The organism is Streptomyces sp. NPDC001231 (assembly GCF_042896885.1).
Taxonomy (GTDB): Bacteria; Actinomycetota; Actinomycetes; order Streptomycetales; family Streptomycetaceae; genus Streptomyces.
In genome coordinates this window covers 116,082-131,608 of record NZ_JBIAXS010000022.1, presented here as the reverse complement: position 1 = coordinate 131,608, position 15,527 = coordinate 116,082, and the positions used below count along the sequence as shown (strand labels likewise).

The 15,527-nt window shown below is 71.0% G+C and carries 15 protein-coding genes; 2 read left to right on the top strand and 13 right to left on the bottom strand.

The features are described 5' to 3' along the window. Positions 1-181 precede the first annotated feature (181 nt). Positions 182-1,774, bottom strand: a complete 1,593-nt coding sequence (locus ACFY3J_RS25745) for an MDR family MFS transporter (RefSeq protein WP_390841821.1) — start codon at positions 1,772-1,774, stop codon at positions 182-184. A gap of 149 nt (positions 1,775-1,923) precedes the next feature. Between ACFY3J_RS25745 and ACFY3J_RS25740 the strand changes: the two genes are divergently transcribed. Further along, positions 1,924-2,520, top strand: coding sequence for a TetR/AcrR family transcriptional regulator (locus ACFY3J_RS25740; RefSeq protein WP_384174991.1), 597 nt, complete (start codon positions 1,924-1,926; stop codon positions 2,518-2,520). A gap of 58 nt (positions 2,521-2,578) precedes the next feature. On the opposite strand, the gene ACFY3J_RS25735 is transcribed toward ACFY3J_RS25740, so the two are convergent. Both ACFY3J_RS25735 and ACFY3J_RS25730 read right to left on the bottom strand, forming a co-directional pair. Then, positions 2,579-3,157, bottom strand: coding sequence for a M23 family metallopeptidase (locus ACFY3J_RS25735; protein ID WP_390841819.1), 579 nt, complete (start codon positions 3,155-3,157; stop codon positions 2,579-2,581). Between the two features lie 436 nt (positions 3,158-3,593). Beyond that, a complete protein-coding gene (locus ACFY3J_RS25730) occupies positions 3,594-6,119 on the bottom strand; it encodes an ATP-dependent Clp protease ATP-binding subunit (RefSeq protein ID WP_384174987.1) in 2,526 nt (841 codons plus the stop codon). Positions 6,120-6,571: 452 nt separating this feature from the next. Between ACFY3J_RS25730 and ACFY3J_RS25725 the strand changes: the two genes are divergently transcribed. Then, positions 6,572-7,258, top strand: a complete 687-nt coding sequence (locus ACFY3J_RS25725; protein ID WP_390841818.1) for an SCO3374 family protein — start codon at positions 6,572-6,574, stop codon at positions 7,256-7,258. On the opposite strand, the gene ACFY3J_RS25720 is transcribed toward ACFY3J_RS25725, so the two are convergent. The 10 genes from ACFY3J_RS25720 to ACFY3J_RS25675 form a co-directional block, all read right to left on the bottom strand. Further along, on the bottom strand, positions 7,237-7,572 hold the full coding sequence (locus ACFY3J_RS25720) for an Lsr2 family protein (protein ID WP_141359577.1): 336 nt from the start codon (positions 7,570-7,572) through the stop codon (positions 7,237-7,239). The two genes, ACFY3J_RS25725 and ACFY3J_RS25720, sit on opposite strands and share 22 nt — an antisense overlap. 217 nt (positions 7,573-7,789) lie before the next feature. Continuing rightward, the gene (locus ACFY3J_RS25715; RefSeq protein WP_390841817.1) at positions 7,790-8,323 is read right to left on the bottom strand and encodes an amino-acid N-acetyltransferase; all 534 of its coding nucleotides are present in this window, start codon (positions 8,321-8,323) and stop codon (positions 7,790-7,792) included. A 9-nt stretch (positions 8,324-8,332) separates the two neighbouring features. After that, the gene (locus ACFY3J_RS25710) at positions 8,333-8,797 is read right to left on the bottom strand and encodes a BlaI/MecI/CopY family transcriptional regulator (protein WP_384175086.1); all 465 of its coding nucleotides are present in this window, start codon (positions 8,795-8,797) and stop codon (positions 8,333-8,335) included. Positions 8,798-8,958: 161 nt separating this feature from the next. Continuing rightward, on the bottom strand, positions 8,959-9,147 hold the full coding sequence (locus ACFY3J_RS25705; protein ID WP_384174981.1) for a hypothetical protein: 189 nt from the start codon (positions 9,145-9,147) through the stop codon (positions 8,959-8,961). 54 nt (positions 9,148-9,201) lie between these two features. Continuing rightward, positions 9,202-9,978, bottom strand: coding sequence for a hypothetical protein (locus ACFY3J_RS25700; RefSeq protein ID WP_390841816.1), 777 nt, complete (start codon positions 9,976-9,978; stop codon positions 9,202-9,204). Positions 9,979-10,053: 75 nt separating this feature from the next. After that, positions 10,054-10,851 carry a type III pantothenate kinase gene (locus ACFY3J_RS25695; protein ID WP_390841815.1) on the bottom strand — a complete coding sequence of 266 codons (798 nt, stop codon included), beginning with the start codon at positions 10,849-10,851 and terminating at the stop codon, positions 10,054-10,056. Positions 10,852-10,856: 5 nt separating this feature from the next. After that, positions 10,857-11,834, bottom strand: a complete 978-nt coding sequence (nadC, locus tag ACFY3J_RS25690) for a carboxylating nicotinate-nucleotide diphosphorylase (RefSeq protein WP_390841814.1) — start codon at positions 11,832-11,834, stop codon at positions 10,857-10,859. Positions 11,835-11,839: 5 nt separating this feature from the next. After that, a complete protein-coding gene (locus ACFY3J_RS25685) occupies positions 11,840-13,570 on the bottom strand; it encodes an L-aspartate oxidase (protein ID WP_384174975.1) in 1,731 nt (576 codons plus the stop codon). Further along, positions 13,567-14,577 (bottom strand): pantoate--beta-alanine ligase, encoded by a 1,011-nt coding sequence (gene panC / locus ACFY3J_RS25680; protein WP_390841831.1) that lies wholly within the window; start codon positions 14,575-14,577, stop codon positions 13,567-13,569. The genes ACFY3J_RS25685 and panC overlap by 4 nt, the downstream gene beginning before the upstream one ends. An 8-nt stretch (positions 14,578-14,585) precedes the next feature. Then, positions 14,586-15,518, bottom strand: coding sequence for a Rossmann-like and DUF2520 domain-containing protein (locus ACFY3J_RS25675; protein WP_225076894.1), 933 nt, complete (start codon positions 15,516-15,518; stop codon positions 14,586-14,588). Positions 15,519-15,527 lie beyond the last annotated feature (9 nt).

The following is a 15,527-nucleotide window of genomic DNA, read 5'->3' as shown; positions in this document are numbered from 1 at the left end:
GCCGGCCACCGGACGCCGGCCGGGCTGGCGTGGCGGACGGGGCCGCCCCCGCCGCGGTCCTGCCCGCGGCAGGGAGAGGGCGCACGGCTTCGGGCCGGGGCGGACATGCCGGGGGCCCGTGGAAATCCGCTTCCGGCGGACTTCCACGGGCCCCTCGGTCACCCACGTTCGGCTCGGGCGGTCAGACGGCCTCCGCCACGTCCTGACGTGCCTGCGCCTCGCCCGCGTCGGCCCGGTCCCCCGCGGCCGGTCCCGCTCCCCTCAGCGGGACCTCCTTGACGAACACCGCCGCGACGAGCGCGACCACCGCCACCACGGCGCCCAGCAGGAACGCCGAGTGCGTGCCGGCGGACACCGCGTGCTGGTAGGCCTCGCGGGCCTGGGCCGGCAGCTTGGCGAGGCTCGCCGCGTCCAGCTGCGCGGACTGCTCGGTGATCCCGCGGCCCAGGGCGCCGGCCCGCTCGGCCATCTCGTGCTGGACGCGGTTGTTGAACAGCGCGCCCATGATCGCGACGCCGAAGGAGGAGCCGAGCGTGCGGCAGAGGGTGGTGGACGAGGAGGCCACGCCCATGTCCTTCAGCTCCACGCTGTTCTGCGCGACCAGCATGGTGATCTGCATCAGGCAGCCCATGCCCGCGCCCAGGACGGCCATGTAGAGGCCGGAGGTGAGGCGGGTGGTGCCGGTGTCCATGAGGGACAGCAGGTACAGCCCGGCGATCATCAGGACGCTGCCGACGATCGGGAAGACCTTGTACCGGCCGCTGTTGGTGGTGACCCGGCCCGCGATCAGCGACACGACCATCATCGCGGCCAGCATCGGCAGGAGCAGCAGACCGGAGTTAGTCGCGGAGGCGCCCTGCACCGACTGCTGGTACAGCGGCAGGAACAGCACCGCGCCGAACATCACGAAGCCGGTGATGAAGCCGATCAGCGACATCAGGCTGAAGTTGAGGCTGCGGAAGATGTGCAGCGGCACGATCGGCTCGGCGGCCTTGGTCTGCCAGAGGACGAACCCGACGAGCGCGACGACACCGATCGCCATGAGCTCCATGATCCGCGCGGAGGTCCAGGCGTACTCCGTGCCGCCCCAGGTGGTGACGAGCACGATGGAGCTGATGCCGACGGTCAGCAGCACGGCACCCAGGTAGTCGATCCGCGCCTGGGAGCGCTTCTTCGGCAGGTGCAGTACGGCGCTGATCGCGACGAGTGCCACCGCGCCGAGGGGGAGGTTGATGTAGAAGGACCAGCGCCAGCCCCAGTTGTCGGTGATCGTGCCGCCGACCAGGGGGCCGCCGATCATCGCGAGCGCCATGACGCCGGCCATCATGCCCTGGTACTTGCCGCGCTCCCGTGGCGGGATCAGGTCGCCGATGATGGCCATCACACCGACCATCAGACCGCCCGCGCCGAGGCCCTGGACGGCGCGGAAGCCGATCAGCTCGCCCATGTTCTGGGCCATGCCGCTCAGCGCGGACCCGAGCAGGAAGATGACGATCGAGGACATGAAGGCGCCCTTGCGCCCGTACATGTCGCCGAGCTTGCCCCACAGCGGGGTGGCCGCCGCGGTGGCCAGGGTGTAGGCGGTGACCACCCAGGAAAGGTGCTGAAGGCCGCCGAGCTCACCGACGATCGTCGGCATCGCGGTGCCCACGATCATGTTGTCGAGCATCGCGAGCATCATCGCGATCATGAGGGCGAGCAGGACGACCCGCACGCTCCTTGGTTGCTTGCCGGCTTGAGCCGTCTCCGGCCCGGCTTTCGCGCTGTCCGCCATCTGTCCTGCTCCCCCAGTCGATCGGACTTACTTGCCGACCGGCAAGTTGACTACACTCTGGAAAGTAGACCTTCAACTAGCCGGTCGTCAAGTAAGTTTTGCCGACCGACCGGCAGGCAAGGTGTCCAGGGAGCTCGAGGAGTACGAGGATGGACGTCACGATGGACAGCACCAAGCAGCAGCGCCGCGGAAACACCCGCCAGCGCATCCAGGACGTGGCGCTCGAACTCTTCGCCGAGCAAGGCTACGAGAAGACCTCCCTGCGCGAGATCGCCGAGCGCCTCGACGTCACCAAGGCGGCCTTGTACTACCACTTCAAGACGAAGGAAGAGATCCTCGTCAGTCTGTTCGAAAGCCTCACGCGGCCGATGGAGGAGCTGATCGAGTGGGGCCGGCGGCAGCCGCACACGCTGGAGACCAAGCAGGAGATCGTCCGCCGCTACGACCAGGCGCTCGCCGACGCGGCGCCGCTGTTCCGCTTCATGCAGGAGAACCAGGCGACCGTGCGGGAGCTGCGCATCGGGGATGCCTTCAAGGACCGGATGCGCGGCCTGCGGGACATCATCATCGACCCGGGCGCGAGCGTGGCCGACCAGGTCCGCTGCGTCAGCGCCATCTTCACGCTGCACGCCGGGATGTTCGTCATGCAGGACGTCGGAGGCGACCCCGAGGAGCGGCGCAAGGCCGTGCTCGAGGTCGCCATCGACCTGGTGACTCAGGCGCACCGGGGCGCGCGGGAGCCCTGACGCGTCCGCCGCCCGCCGTTGGTCGGCAGGGCGGCGGTGCGGTGCTGTGTTCGGCCGGTCAGACGGCCACGCCGTGCGAGCGCAGGAAGGCGAGCGGGTTGAGCGCGGAGCCGTAGTTCGGGGTGGTGCGGATCTCGAAGTGCAGGTGCGGGCCGGTGGAGTTGCCGGTGTTGCCGGACAGAGCTATGTGCTGACCGGTGGCGACGACCTGGCCGATCCTCACGTCGACGCGCGAGAGGTGGGCGTACTGGGAGTACGTGCCGTTGGCGTGCTTGATGACGATGGCGTTGCCGTAGGCGGGGCCGTCGCCGGCGCCATTGGGACCGGCCTTGACGACGGTGCCGCTGTTCGCGGCGACGACCTTGGTGCCGGTCGGCACGGCGAAGTCCTGGCCGCTGTGCTTGTGCGCCCAGTGACCGCCGGCCTGGTTGAAGCCGGCGGTGAGCGCGAACTGCTTCACCGGCGCAGTCCAGGCGGCGGCCTGCGCGACGGCGGCGGTGGGGGCCGCCGTGGTCTCGGCGGCGGACGCTACTCCCGCACCCATGGCGACGGAGACCCCCAGACCGGCGGCCAGGACGGCGGCGCGGGTACGGAGCTTGTTCGTACGGGCGGAACGGGACGTGGCGCGCTGGAACATCGAAACCTCTGGGGGTCGGGGACATGAGGACCACCCGGACGCATGTGCCTTCGCCGGGCGGGCCATCCCTTGGTAACCCCGCCGGTCACCGCCGCCCAAACACCCCTACTACGACGGAAAGTAGTAAGAGGGGACAGTGTCGTACGTCTCTTGACGTCTCCCCCATATGGGACAAATGCCCTGTAGAGAGCCCATTCCGCAATATTTCATTGTCTTGAATGTCCGTTTTTTCAACCCCTGTCCCCCACTAAGCTCCGTAGTACGGGTCGGAGCGCCTGTGTGCCATGTCACCGGTGAGCGGGGGTGGGCCCCCTTTCCCTGTGACCGAGGCCATGTGGCCCGCGTCTCACGGGCTGCCTCCTCGACCACGGGCACACGGGCACGCGAAAGGGGCCGGTGCCCGAAGGCGCCGGCCCCTCTCGGTTGCCGCTGAGGCTTACGCCTCCTTGCTCAGGTTCGGCCCGGGCCCTCCGGCCGCCTGCTCGATCGGCGGGACGTCCGGCAGCGCGGACTTCTCCTCGCCGCGGAAGGTGAAGGTCTGGGACTCGCCCTCGCCCTCGGTGTCCACGACCACGATGTGACCGGGGCGCAGCTCGCCGAAGAGGATCTTCTCCGAGAGCGTGTCCTCGATCTCGCGCTGGATGGTCCGGCGCAGCGGCCGGGCACCCAGAACGGGGTCGTAGCCCTTCCTGGACAGCAGCTCCTTGGCCGACTGGGAGAGCTCGATGCCCATGTCCCGGTCCTTCAGGCGCTCGTCCACCTTGCCGATCATCAGGTCGACGATCCGCAGGATGTCGTTCGGCGTCAGCTGCGGGAAGACCACCACGTCGTCGACGCGGTTGAGGAACTCGGGCCGGAAGTGCTGCTTGAGCTCGTCCGACACCTTGTTCTTCATGCGCTCGTAGTTGGTCTTCGTGTCACCCGAGGCCGCGAAGCCCAGGTTGAAGCCCTTGGAGATGTCCCGGGTGCCGAGGTTGGTCGTCATGATGATGACCGTGTTCTTGAAGTCCACGACCCGGCCCTGGGAGTCGGTCAGGCGACCGTCCTCCAGGATCTGCAGCAGCGAGTTGAAGATGTCCGGGTGGGCCTTCTCGACCTCGTCGAACAGGACGACCGAGAACGGCTTGCGGCGCACCTTCTCGGTGAGCTGGCCGCCCTCCTCGTAGCCCACGTAGCCGGGGGGCGAACCGAAGAGGCGGGAGACCGTGTGCTTCTCGCTGAACTCCGACATGTCGAGGGAGATCAGCGCGTCCTCGTCGCCGAAGAGGAACTCGGCGAGCGCCTTGGACAGCTCGGTCTTACCGACTCCGGACGGGCCGGCGAAGATGAACGAGCCACCCGGACGCTTGGGGTCCTTCAGACCCGCACGCGTACGGCGGATCGCCTTGGAGAGCGCCTTGACGGCGTCCACCTGGCCGATGACCCGCTTGTGGAGCTCGTCCTCCATGCGGAGCAGGCGGCTGGACTCCTCCTCGGTCAGCTTGAAGACCGGGATGCCGGTGGCCGTGGCGAGGACCTCGGCGATCAGCTCGCCGTCGACCTCGGCGACGACGTCCATGTCGCCGGCCTTCCACTCCTTCTCCCGCTTGGCCTTGGCGGCCAGGAGCTGCTTCTCCTTGTCGCGCAGGGAGGCGGCCTTCTCGAAGTCCTGCGAGTCGATCGCGGACTCCTTGTCCCGGCGGACCGCGGCGATCTTCTCGTCGAACTCGCGCAGGTCCGGCGGCGCGGTCATCCGGCGGATGCGCATCCGTGAGCCGGCCTCGTCGATCAGGTCGATCGCCTTGTCCGGCAGGAAGCGGTCCGAGATGTACCGGTCGGCCAGGGTGGCGGCCTGGACCAGCGCCTCGTCGGTGATGGAGACGCGGTGGTGCGCCTCGTACCGGTCGCGCAGGCCCTTGAGGATCTCGATCGTGTGCGGCAGGGACGGCTCGGCGACCTGGATGGGCTGGAAGCGGCGCTCCAGGGCCGCGTCCTTCTCCAGGTGCTTGCGGTACTCGTCCAGGGTGGTGGCACCGATGGTCTGCAGCTCACCGCGGGCCAGCATCGGCTTGAGGATGCTCGCCGCGTCGATGGCGCCCTCGGCGGCACCCGCACCGACCAGCGTGTGCAGCTCGTCGATGAACAGGATGATGTCGCCGCGGGTGCGGATCTCCTTGAGCACCTTCTTCAGGCGCTCCTCGAAGTCACCGCGGTAGCGGGAGCCGGCGACCAGGGCACCGAGGTCCAGGGTGTAGAGGTGCTTGTCCTTGAGGGTCTCGGGCACCTCGCCCTTGACGATGGCCTGGGCGAGGCCCTCGACGACGGCGGTCTTGCCGACGCCGGGCTCACCGATCAGTACCGGGTTGTTCTTGGTACGGCGGGACAGCACCTGCATGACCCGCTCGATCTCCTTCTCGCGCCCGATGACCGGGTCGAGCTTGGACTCGCGAGCGGCCTGCGTGAGGTTCCGGCCGAACTGGTCGAGGACCAGGGACGTCGAGGGGGTGCCCTCGGCAGGGCCGCCGGCGGTGGCGGTCTCCTTGCCCTGGTAACCGGAGAGCAGCTGGATCACCTGCTGCCGCACCCGGTTGAGGTCTGCGCCCAGCTTGACCAGGACCTGGGCGGCGACGCCCTCGCCCTCACGGATCAGGCCGAGCAGGATGTGCTCCGTGCCGATGTAGTTGTGGCCCAGCTGAAGGGCCTCCCGGAGCGACAGCTCCAGGACCTTCTTGGCACGGGGAGTGAAGGGGATGTGGCCGGACGGCGCCTGCTGGCCCTGGCCGATGATCTCCTCCACCTGCTGGCGGACCGCCTCGAGCGAAATCCCGAGGCTCTCAAGGGCCTTGGCGGCGACACCCTCACCCTCGTGGATCAGGCCCAGGAGGATGTGCTCAGTGCCGATGTAGTTGTGGTTGAGCATCCGGGCTTCTTCCTGAGCCAGGACGACAACCCGCCGCGCGCGGTCGGTGAACCTCTCGAACATCGTTAATCGCTCCTCAGAGCGGTCAGGCAGTGGGGGGAACTTCCCCTCCCTGTCCTTCCGCAGCTTAGTCCCGCAAGCGGGGACCGCTCATTCCAACTGCCGACACCGGACCGAGAACCAACACTGCCTCCTGACCCCGAACGCCGACATCTGCTCCAACCCGATGGTGCGAGACGATGTTCCCGCAGGCCAGGCAGTTACCCCAGTCGCCAGTACGCCGATGGCGAACGTGAGACTCCGCTGCCCGGGTGCCGCCTGCGTGTCGCCCCCTCCCACTAGGCATCTCTTACCCGTACCGACTGACCATGCATGCCGCGTGACCGGGTTCCCTCAGCTATGGGCGAACAACCTTGCGCGCTTTCCCGCCCCCGCGCACCCCTCTCGCCCGCGACATTTCGCACACACGCCGATACCGAGCGTAACTCCAGCGCGTTTCGGACGGTTTCTCAGGCATGGTCGGCAGCCCTTCCACGGTCCCCGTTCCGGTCCCCTCTCCCCGTCAGCCGCCGGCCCCCGGCGACGAGGGGCGGCAGTCGCGGCACCGGCGGTACTGGCGCCACTGGTACGAGAACGAACTGGGCTGGGCCACGGTGCCCGGAGCACCGGTGCGACTTGTGGTGGGCCGCCGCTTCGACGTCCTGGACGTGCCCGCCGAGGCCGGGCGTGCGGCGCTGCGCCATCTGGGGCCCGGCTCTCCGGTGGCCTTGCGGGGGGACCGGATGCGGCTGCTGATGGCGGCGGGCAGCGCGGAGGAGCTGCCGGGGCTGCTGGAGTGGCTGGAGTGGGGCCCGTCGGCGCTGGACCTGGACCTGGTGGCCCTGGGCGCGGGCGCGCTGATGGACGCGCCGCCGCCGCCGGGCGCCGGTCCGCTCGGGCCGCGGCCGGTCAGCCCCGGCCGCTCCGGTTCACAGGGGGCCGCCGTGTGGCTGCGGCCCCCCGGGTCTGGGTGCGAGGTCGAGGCCTCGCTGCCGACACTGTCGGCCGTGGGGGGCGGTGGGGGCACCCCCGATCTCGTACGCCTGGTGGACACGGTGGCGACACACGTCCACCGGATCCGGCTGCGGCGCGCGTGCGCCCAGCCGTTCCCGTTCCACGAGGGCCCTGCACAGGCCCCTGATCAGCCGTTGGCCTTCTCGTAGGCCTCGCGAATGGACGCGGGGACCCGGCCGCGGTCGTTGACCTCGTAACCGTTCTCCTTCGCCCAGGCGCGGATCTGCGCGGTGTCCTGGCTGCCGCCGGAAGCGGCACGCGCCTTTCCACGTCCGCCCGAAGCGCGGCCCCCGGTGCGCCGGCCGCTCTTGAGGTACGGCTCGAGAAGGCCACGGAGCTTGTCCGCATTGGCGGTGGTGAGATCGATCTCGTACGTCTTGCCGTCCAGCGCGAACGTCACGGTCTCGTCCGCCTCGCCGCCGTCGAGGTCGTCGACAAGAAGGACCTGAACCTTCTGTGCCACCGGATTTCCTTTCATCGATAACGTGAGGACCGGGGATGGTCGGTGTCCGCCGATTCGCCGTCCCCTGTTATATGCAGTGCAGCAGTACGTCGGAAAGCAAACCGCTTTTGCGGGAAAAACACAAACCCCTGGGAGAGACCTGGCACTCACCCCGTCCGGAAACATGCGCGTTTCGGACATAGGGAACGCGGGCATGCCCGGCCGGGCGGAATGTGGATCACAGATGCAGAAGCATCCGACTGTTGCCCAGGGTGTTCGGTTTCACTCGTTCGAGACCGAGGAACTCCGCGACGCCCTCGTCATAGGAACGCAGCAGCTCCGCGTAGACATCGGCGTCGACGGGCGTCTCGCCGATCTCCACGAAGCCGTGCTTGGTGAAGAAGTCCACTTCGAAGGTCAGGCAGAATACGCGGCGAACGCCGAGCCGGCGTGCCGTCTCGAGCAACTTCTCCAGCAACCGATGTCCGACCCCGGCGCCCTTCAGACCGGGCTTCACCGCGAGAGTGCGCACTTCCGCCAGGTCTTCCCACATCACGTGCAGTGCGCCGCAGCCGACGACCTCGGCGTTGTCGCCCCGTTCGGCGACCCAGAACTCCTGGATGTCCTCGTAAAGCGTCACCGTGGCTTTGTCGAGCAGGATGCGCCCGCGAACGTAGGCGTCCAGCAGTCGGCGCACTGCGGGGACATCGCCGGTCCGGGCCCGTCGGACGGTGATGGCTTTTGCGGTCTCTTCGGGGCGTTCTACGGACATGGGCGGACGCTATCGCCCGCTGCCGTCCCGTGCCGAGCCGGGGTTCTCGTCACGGGTTTCCGGAGCTGGGGCGGTATCCGGGGCTTGGACGGTATCCGGGACTTCACCGGCGACTTCGGGTGTGCCGGTTCCCCCGATGGCACCTTCGGCGGTGCCTTCGACGATGCGCACGGCATCCCGCAGGGCCTGCCGCTGTTCGTCGCTCATCATCCCGAAGAAGGCGACGAGAGCGGCGGCGGCGTTGTCGCTCTGGGTCCAGGCGTCGTTCATCAGTGCGGCGGCGTAGGCGGCACGGGTGGAGACGGCCTCATATCGATAGGCCCGGCCCTCGGCTTCGCGGCGCACCCAGCCCTTGTGATGGAGATTGTCCAAAACGGTCATCACCGTGGTGTACGCGATGGACCTCTCGCGCTGAAGGTCTTCCAGGACCTCTCGAACGGTCACCGGGCGGTTCCACTTCCACACCCGCGTCATGACCGCGTCTTCGAGTTCTCCCAGGGGCCGAGGCACAACTCAGCACCCTAGTGGGAGAACCCGGGAATGGCGTGCCGAACATACGCCTTCGGCGTCAAACGCGAACAAAAAGGGCGTACGGCCCCACGATGAGGTGTCCTCACACGGGGCCGTACGCCGCTTCAGGCGTCGGTGGGCGCGCCGGCTCCGGAGGGCTGGGAGCCGCTCTGTGCGCGCGCCATGGCGGCGTCCACAGCCGCGTCCTCCTTGGCCTTGGCGGCCCCGCCCTGGGTCTTCACGATCACCCTGACGAGAGCGATGAAGAACGCGGCCATGACGACCGGGGGAACGAGTGCGGAGACGTAGTCCATGGATCCAGAGTAGTCACGGCGGCGGGACAAACAGGGGCGGGGTGGCCCGGAGCGTCACACCGCCGCGAGGCACTGCTGCGGCTTCCCGGAGGGCGGGCCCGGCTTCCGCCGCGGGAAGACCTCGCCCGGCGTGGGCACGGGTCGCCGCACGGGCTTCGGCGCGGGCGCCGTCCCGGGCTGCGCGGGGGCGGGCCGTTCCCCCGGCTTCGCGGCGGGCTTCTCGGCGGGCTTCTCGCCCCCGCCGTCCTGCGCCCCCCGGCCGTCCGGCGGACCGCCCATGAGCGCCTGAAGCACGCCGGGGGATGCCGTGACGGCCGACGGGGCGCCTCCGCCGTGGAGGGGGCCGATCGGACGGACTGGGGCGGCGGTCCGGGCAGCCGGGGCCGGCGGTCCGGCGGGGGCCGGGCGGGCGGCCGGGACCGGGTGCGCGGAGGCTGACTCACGAGGGGGCGCCAAGGGCGGGGTGAGCGTCCGGCAGCGGCGCAGGAGGGCCGCCGCGGCCGGGGCGCCGCGCAGGGCACCCAGGGCGGCCAGGTCGTCGGCCGTGGGCCGGTGGCCCGCGTCCAGGCACTCGGCGAGGAGCGCGAGGTAGCCGGCGGCCGCGCCGGGGAGGGCGGCGCGGTACCGGGCGAGATCGGCCACCAGGAACGCGCGCAGCCGGACACCCTCGCGCATCGCCTCGTCGAGTGACTCGGCGAGCCGGCGGCACTCCTGTACGTCTTCGGCGCTGGCGGGACGGGGCTGAAGGGCGAGGGCGAGGGCGCGGCGGAGCACAGGCAGCTCCTCCGCGCCGAACGCCATGCCGCCGCGGGTTCCGTATGGCGTAGGCATAGGCCGACAGTACGCGCTAATCAGACAAATTCGACATAAGGCGCGAGTGTGGCGTGTGGGGTGTCGCCGCCCCGCTCAGAGCCGCGAGACGTTCCGCTCGTAGACCAACCTCAGCCCGATGAGGGTCAGCCACGGCTCGTGCTCGTCGATCAGCGAGGACTCGCCGAGCACCATCGGCGCCAGCCCGCCCGTCGCGATCACCGTCACGTCTTCCGGATCGTCGGCCAGCTCCCGCGCCATCCGGCTGACCACGCCGTCGACCTGTCCGGCGAACCCGTAGATGATCCCGGCCTGCATCGCCTCGACCGTGTTCTTGCCGATCACGCTGCGCGGCCGGGCCACCTCGATCTTCCGCAGCTGCGCCGCCCTGACGCCCAGCGCCTCGACGGAGATCTCGATGCCGGGCGCGATGACCCCGCCGACGTACTCCCCGCGCGCGCTGATCGCGTCGAAGGTCGTCGCCGTACCGAAGTCGACGACGATCGCCGGGCCGCCGTACAGCTCGTTCGCCGCCACCGCGTTGATGATGCGGTCGGCGCCGACCTCCTTGGGGTTGTCGAAGAGGATCGGCACGCCCGTCTTGACGCCGGGTTCGACGAGCACGGCGGGCACGTCGCCGTAGTGGCGCCGCGTCACCTCGCGCAGTTCCTGGAGCACCGACGGGACGGTCGCGCAGATCGCGATGCCGTCGATGCCCTCGCCCAGTTCGTCGCCGAGCAGCGGGTGCATGCCCATCAGGCCCTGAAGCAGCACCGCCAGCTCGTCGGCCGTGCGGCGCGCGTCGGTGGAGATGCGCCAGTGCTCGACGATGTCCTCCCCGTCGAACAGGCCCAGCACGGTGTGCGTGTTGCCGACGTCGATCGTCAGGAGCATGGCCGTCACTCCGCCTCGCGCAGGTCCAGGCCGATGTCCAGGATCGGCGAGGAGTGGGTCAGGGCCCCGACGGCCAGGAAGTCGACGCCGGTCTCGGCATACGCCCCGGCGTTCCCCAGGGTCAGCCGGCCCGACGCCTCCAGCAGTGCCCGGCCGTCGACGATGGCCACGGCCTCCTCGCACTCGCCGGGCGTGAAGTTGTCCAGCAGGATCAGATCGGCGCCGGCGTCCACGACCTCGCGCAGCTGGTGCAGGGTGTCGACCTCGACCTCGATCGGCACGTCCGGGAAGGCCTCCCGTACGGCCTTGAAGGCCTGCCCCACGCCGCCGGCCGCCACCACGTGGTTGTCCTTGACCAGGGCCGCGTCCGAGAGCGACATGCGGTGGTTCACGCCGCCTCCGCACCGGACGGCGAACTTCTCCAGCGACCTGAGGCCCGGCGTGGTCTTGCGGGTGTCGCGCACACGCGCCTTGGTGCCTTCCAGGGCGTCCGCCCAGGCGCGCGTGGCGGTCGCGATGCCGGACAGGCGGCACAGCAGGTTGAGCGCGCTGCGCTCGCCGGTCAGCAGGTCACGCGTGCGCGTGGTGACCGACAGCAGCTTCTGCCCGGCCTCGACGCGGTCGCCGTCCTCGACGTGCCGCTCGACCTCGAACTCGTACGTGCAGACCACCGAGAGCACCGCCTCGGCGACCCTGAGGCCGGCCACCACGCCCGCCTCGCGCGCGGTGAAGTCGCCCGTGGCCACGGCGTCCTCGGGGATGGTCGCGACCGTCGTCACGTCCACGCCGTTGTCGAGGTCCTCCTGGATGGCGACGTTCGCGATGTCCTCGACCTCGAGGGGGTCGAGTCCGGCGTCCGCCAGGAGCTGGGCGAGCGCGGGGTCGAGCCCGCACTCCAGGTACTCCTCGTCGGCGTCCGCGCCGCAGGCACAGCCGTCGCCGCAACCGCCGCTCGGGGCGAGGGGAAGGTCTTCGCTGCTCACTTGTGTCACTGCTCCAGAGGACGCGGGGCCGGGGCCCCGGGGCGGGTCGGGGGGAACTCTGCGGTGTCCGTGGTGTGCACGGCGGGTGTGCCGTCGGGGTTCAGCCGTACGACGATGTGGCGGCGCCAGTGGCTGTCGTCCCGCTCGGCGCGGTCCTCGCGCCAGTGGCAGCCGCGGGTCTCCTCGCGCAGCCGGGCGGCGGCGACCAGGACGCCGGACACGCACATGAGGTTCGTGGCCTCCCAGGTGTCGACGCCCGGCTCGGCGGTCTTGCCGTTCTCCTCCAGGGCCGAGCGGGCCTCGGCGTGCAGCCGCTCCAGCTGGTCGCCGGCCCGGGCCAGCGACGCGGCGGACCGCAGCACGCCCGCTCCCTCGGTCATGATCCGCTGGATCGCGAACCGGGTCTCGGGGGCGAGCAGGGGGCGGGAGGGCCGCTCGGCATACGGAACGGGTTCCGGCACGCGCGCGTGCAGGCCGTTCTCCGACCGCTCCCGCGCGATGTCGGCGGCGATGCGCTCGGCGTAGACAAGGCCCTCCAGGAGGGAGTTGGAGGCGAGGCGGTTGGCGCCGTGCACACCGGTGCAGGCCACCTCACCGCACGCGTACAGGCCCGGCACGGTCGTCCGGCCGCGGGAGTCGGTGCGTACGCCTCCGGAGGCGTAGTGGGCGGCCGGCGCGACCGGGACGGGCTCGGTGACCGGGTCGATGCCGTGGGCGCGGCAGGCGGCCAGGATCGTCGGGAAGCGGTGCTCCCACATGTCGGCGCCGAAGTGCCGGGCGTCGAGGAACATGTGCTCGGTGCCCTGCTCCTGCATCCGCCGCATGATGCCCTTGGCGACGATGTCCCGGGGCGCGAGTTCGGCCAGTTCGTGCTGCCCGGTCATGAAGCGCACCCCGTCGCCGTCGACCAGGTGGGCGCCCTCGCCGCGCACCGCCTCGGAGACGAGGGGCTGCTGGCCCTCGGCGTCCGCGCCGAGGAAGAGCACCGTCGGGTGGAACTGCACGAACTCCAGGTCGGAGACCTCGGCGCCCGCGCGCAGGGCGAGCGCCACGCCGTCGCCGGTGGAGACGGACGGGTTGGTGGTCGCGGAGAAGACCTGGCCCATGCCGCCGGTCGCGAGGACCACCGCGGGCGCGTGCACGGCGCCCACGCCGTCGTGCTGGCCCTCGCCCATGACGTGCAGGGTCACGCCCGCGGTGTGGCCCTCGGCGTCCGTGAGCAGGTCCAGGACGAGCGCGTTCTCAACGGTGTGCACTCCACGCGCGCGTACCGCCTCGACGAGGGCGCGGGAGATCTCCGCGCCGGTCGCGTCGCCGCCCGCGTGCGCGATCCGGCGGCGGTGGTGGCCGCCCTCGCGGGTGAGCTCGATGCCGCCCTCGCCGTCGGTGTCGAAGTGCGCGCCGGTGGAGATCAGCCGGCGGACGGCGTCGGGTCCCTCGGTGACGAGGATCCGTACGGCCTCCTCGTCGCACAGGCCGGCTCCGGCCACCAAGGTGTCGTCCAGGTGCTGCTCGGGGGTGTCGCCCTCGCCGAGTGCCGCGGCGATGCCGCCCTGGGCCCAGCGGGTGGAGCCGTCGTCGAGGCGGGCCTTGGTGACGACGACGGTCGTCAGGCCGGCCGCCTCGCAGCGCAGGGCGGCGGTGAGGCCGGCGACGCCGGAGCCGACGACCACGACGTCCGCCGCGATGGACCAGCCGGGCGCGGGCGCGTGCAGTCGTATGCCTGTACTGGTCACGAGGCGGCTCCCAGGGTTCCGAAGGTGAGCGGGAGATTGTCGATCAGCCGGGTCGCCCCGACCCGCGCGGCGACGGCGAGGACGGCCTCGCCGGTGAAGTCGTCGCCGATCTCGGTGAAGTCGGACGGGTCGACCAGGGCCAGGTAGTCGAGTTCCAGCGGCGGGTCGAAGCGCGCGGCCTCGTCCAGGACCAGCTGGGCGGCCGCGCGGACGGCCGCCGCGGCGCCCGGGGAGGCCTTGGCTACGGCCGCGGCGTCGGCCGCCGCACGGGACTCCCCGAGGGCGCTCAGTGCCTCGGCACGCGCACGCGTGGAGGGCACCTCACGGGCCCGCGCGCGCAGCGCCTCCTGGGCTGCGTGCCGGTCGCTGCCCGCGAACAGGGCCTGGGAGAGGGCCAGGGCGGTGTACCGCTCCTGCGGGGAGAGGTAGCGGTTGCGGCTGGACAGGGCCAGTCCGTCGTCCTCGCGCACGGTCGGTACGGCGACGATCTCCACCCCCATGTCGAGGTCGCGCACCATGCGGCGGATCAGGGCGAGCTGCTGGGCGTCCTTCTGCCCGTACAGGGCCACGTCGGGACGGGTGAGGTGCAGCAGCTTGGCGACGACGGTGAGCATGCCGTCGAAGTGCCCGGGCCGGCTGGCGCCCTCCAGGCGCTCGCCCATGGCGCCTGCGGTGATCCTGACCTGCGGCTCGCCGTCGGGATAGACCTCTTCGACGGACGGCGCGAACACGGCGTCGGCGCCCGCCTGCTCGGCCACCTTGAGGTCGGCCTCCAGGGTGCGCGGGTAGCGGTCGAGGTCCTCGCCCGCGCCGAACTGGAGCGGGTTGACGAAGACGGTGACGATCACGAAGCCCTCGTCGCCGACGTGGTCGCGGGCCGCGCGGATCAGGGTGGCGTGGCCCTCGTGCAGGGCGCCCATGGTCATCACGACGGCGGTGCGTCCCCGGGCCGCGCGGTGGTCGCGCACGTACGTCAGATCGCTCACCGTGGGGGCGAGTTCGAGCATGCGGCGGCTCATCGGTCTTCCCCGTTCTCGGGCAGGTTCGTGCCTCCGGCGAGTACCCCCAGCAGGTCCTCGGCCAGCTCGGGCTTGAGCAGGCCGTGGGCGAGCGCGCGGTCGGCGGTGGCGCGGGCCATCGCCAGGTAGCCGGCGACGGTCTGCGGAGCGTGCCGGCGCAGTTCGGCGACGTGGGCGGCGACCGTGCCGGCGTCCCCTCGCGCGACCGGTCCGGTCAGGGCCGCGTCGCCGGAGCGCAGGGCGTTGTCCAGTGCGGCACCGAGCAGCGGGCCGAGCATCCGGTCGGGGGCCTCGACGCCGGCCTCGCGCAGCAGCTCCATGGACTGGGCGACCAGCGTGACCAGGTGGTTGGCGCCGAGCGCGAGCGCCGCGTGGTACAGCGGGCGCATCTCCTCGGCGATCCACTCCGGCTCGCCGCCCATCTCGATGACCAGGGCCTCGGCGGCCAGCCGCAGCTCCTCGGGGGCGGTGACGCCGAAGGAGCAGCCGGCCAGCCGCTGCACGTCCACGGGCGTCCCGGTGAAGGTCATCGCGGGGTGCAGGGCCAGCGGCAGCGCGCCCGCGCGCAGGGCGGGGTCCAGCACCTTCGCGCCGTACCGCCCGGAGGTGTGCACGAGCAGCTGCCCGGGCCGTACGGCGCCGGTCTCGGCGAGGCCCGCTACCAGTCCGGGCAGGGTGTCGTCGGGGACGGTCAGCAGCACCAGGTCGGACCGCTCGAGCACGTCGGCGGGCGGCACCACGGGCACGTCGGGGAGCATCAGCCCGGCACGCCGCCTGGAGGTGTCGGAGACCGCGGAGACGGCCACCGGACGGTGCCCGGCCAGCTGGAGGGACGCGGCGAGGGCGGGGCCCACCCGGCCGGCGCCGACGACGCCGACGGTGAGGCGCGCGGGGCGGTCCCTGGGGTCTGGTTGTTGGCTACTACTCACGCGATGGTG

What these genes read in the sequence shown, in the direction of transcription:
- ACFY3J_RS25710 (WP_384175086.1), bottom strand. Translation starts at nt 8,797, where the DNA reads ATGACGCGGGTGTGGAAGTGGAACCGCCCGGTGACCGTTCGAGAGGTC.
- ACFY3J_RS25730 (WP_384174987.1), bottom strand. Translation starts at nt 6,119, where the DNA reads ATGTTCGAGAGGTTCACCGACCGCGCGCGGCGGGTTGTCGTCCTGGCT.
- ACFY3J_RS25745 (WP_390841821.1), bottom strand. Translation starts at nt 1,774, where the DNA reads ATGGCGGACAGCGCGAAAGCCGGGCCGGAGACGGCTCAAGCCGGCAAG.
- ACFY3J_RS25725 (WP_390841818.1), top strand. Translation starts at nt 6,572, where the DNA reads ATGGTCGGCAGCCCTTCCACGGTCCCCGTTCCGGTCCCCTCTCCCCGT.
- ACFY3J_RS25740 (WP_384174991.1), top strand. Translation starts at nt 1,924, where the DNA reads ATGGACGTCACGATGGACAGCACCAAGCAGCAGCGCCGCGGAAACACC.
- ACFY3J_RS25715 (WP_390841817.1), bottom strand. Translation starts at nt 8,323, where the DNA reads ATGTCCGTAGAACGCCCCGAAGAGACCGCAAAAGCCATCACCGTCCGA.
- panC (WP_390841831.1), bottom strand. Translation starts at nt 14,577, where the DNA reads ATGCTCGAACTCGCCCCCACGGTGAGCGATCTGACGTACGTGCGCGAC.
- ACFY3J_RS25735 (WP_390841819.1), bottom strand. Translation starts at nt 3,157, where the DNA reads ATGTTCCAGCGCGCCACGTCCCGTTCCGCCCGTACGAACAAGCTCCGT.
- ACFY3J_RS25700 (WP_390841816.1), bottom strand. Translation starts at nt 9,978, where the DNA reads ATGCCTACGCCATACGGAACCCGCGGCGGCATGGCGTTCGGCGCGGAG.
- ACFY3J_RS25705 (WP_384174981.1), bottom strand. Translation starts at nt 9,147, where the DNA reads ATGGACTACGTCTCCGCACTCGTTCCCCCGGTCGTCATGGCCGCGTTC.
- ACFY3J_RS25695 (WP_390841815.1), bottom strand. Translation starts at nt 10,851, where the DNA reads ATGCTCCTGACGATCGACGTCGGCAACACGCACACCGTGCTGGGCCTG.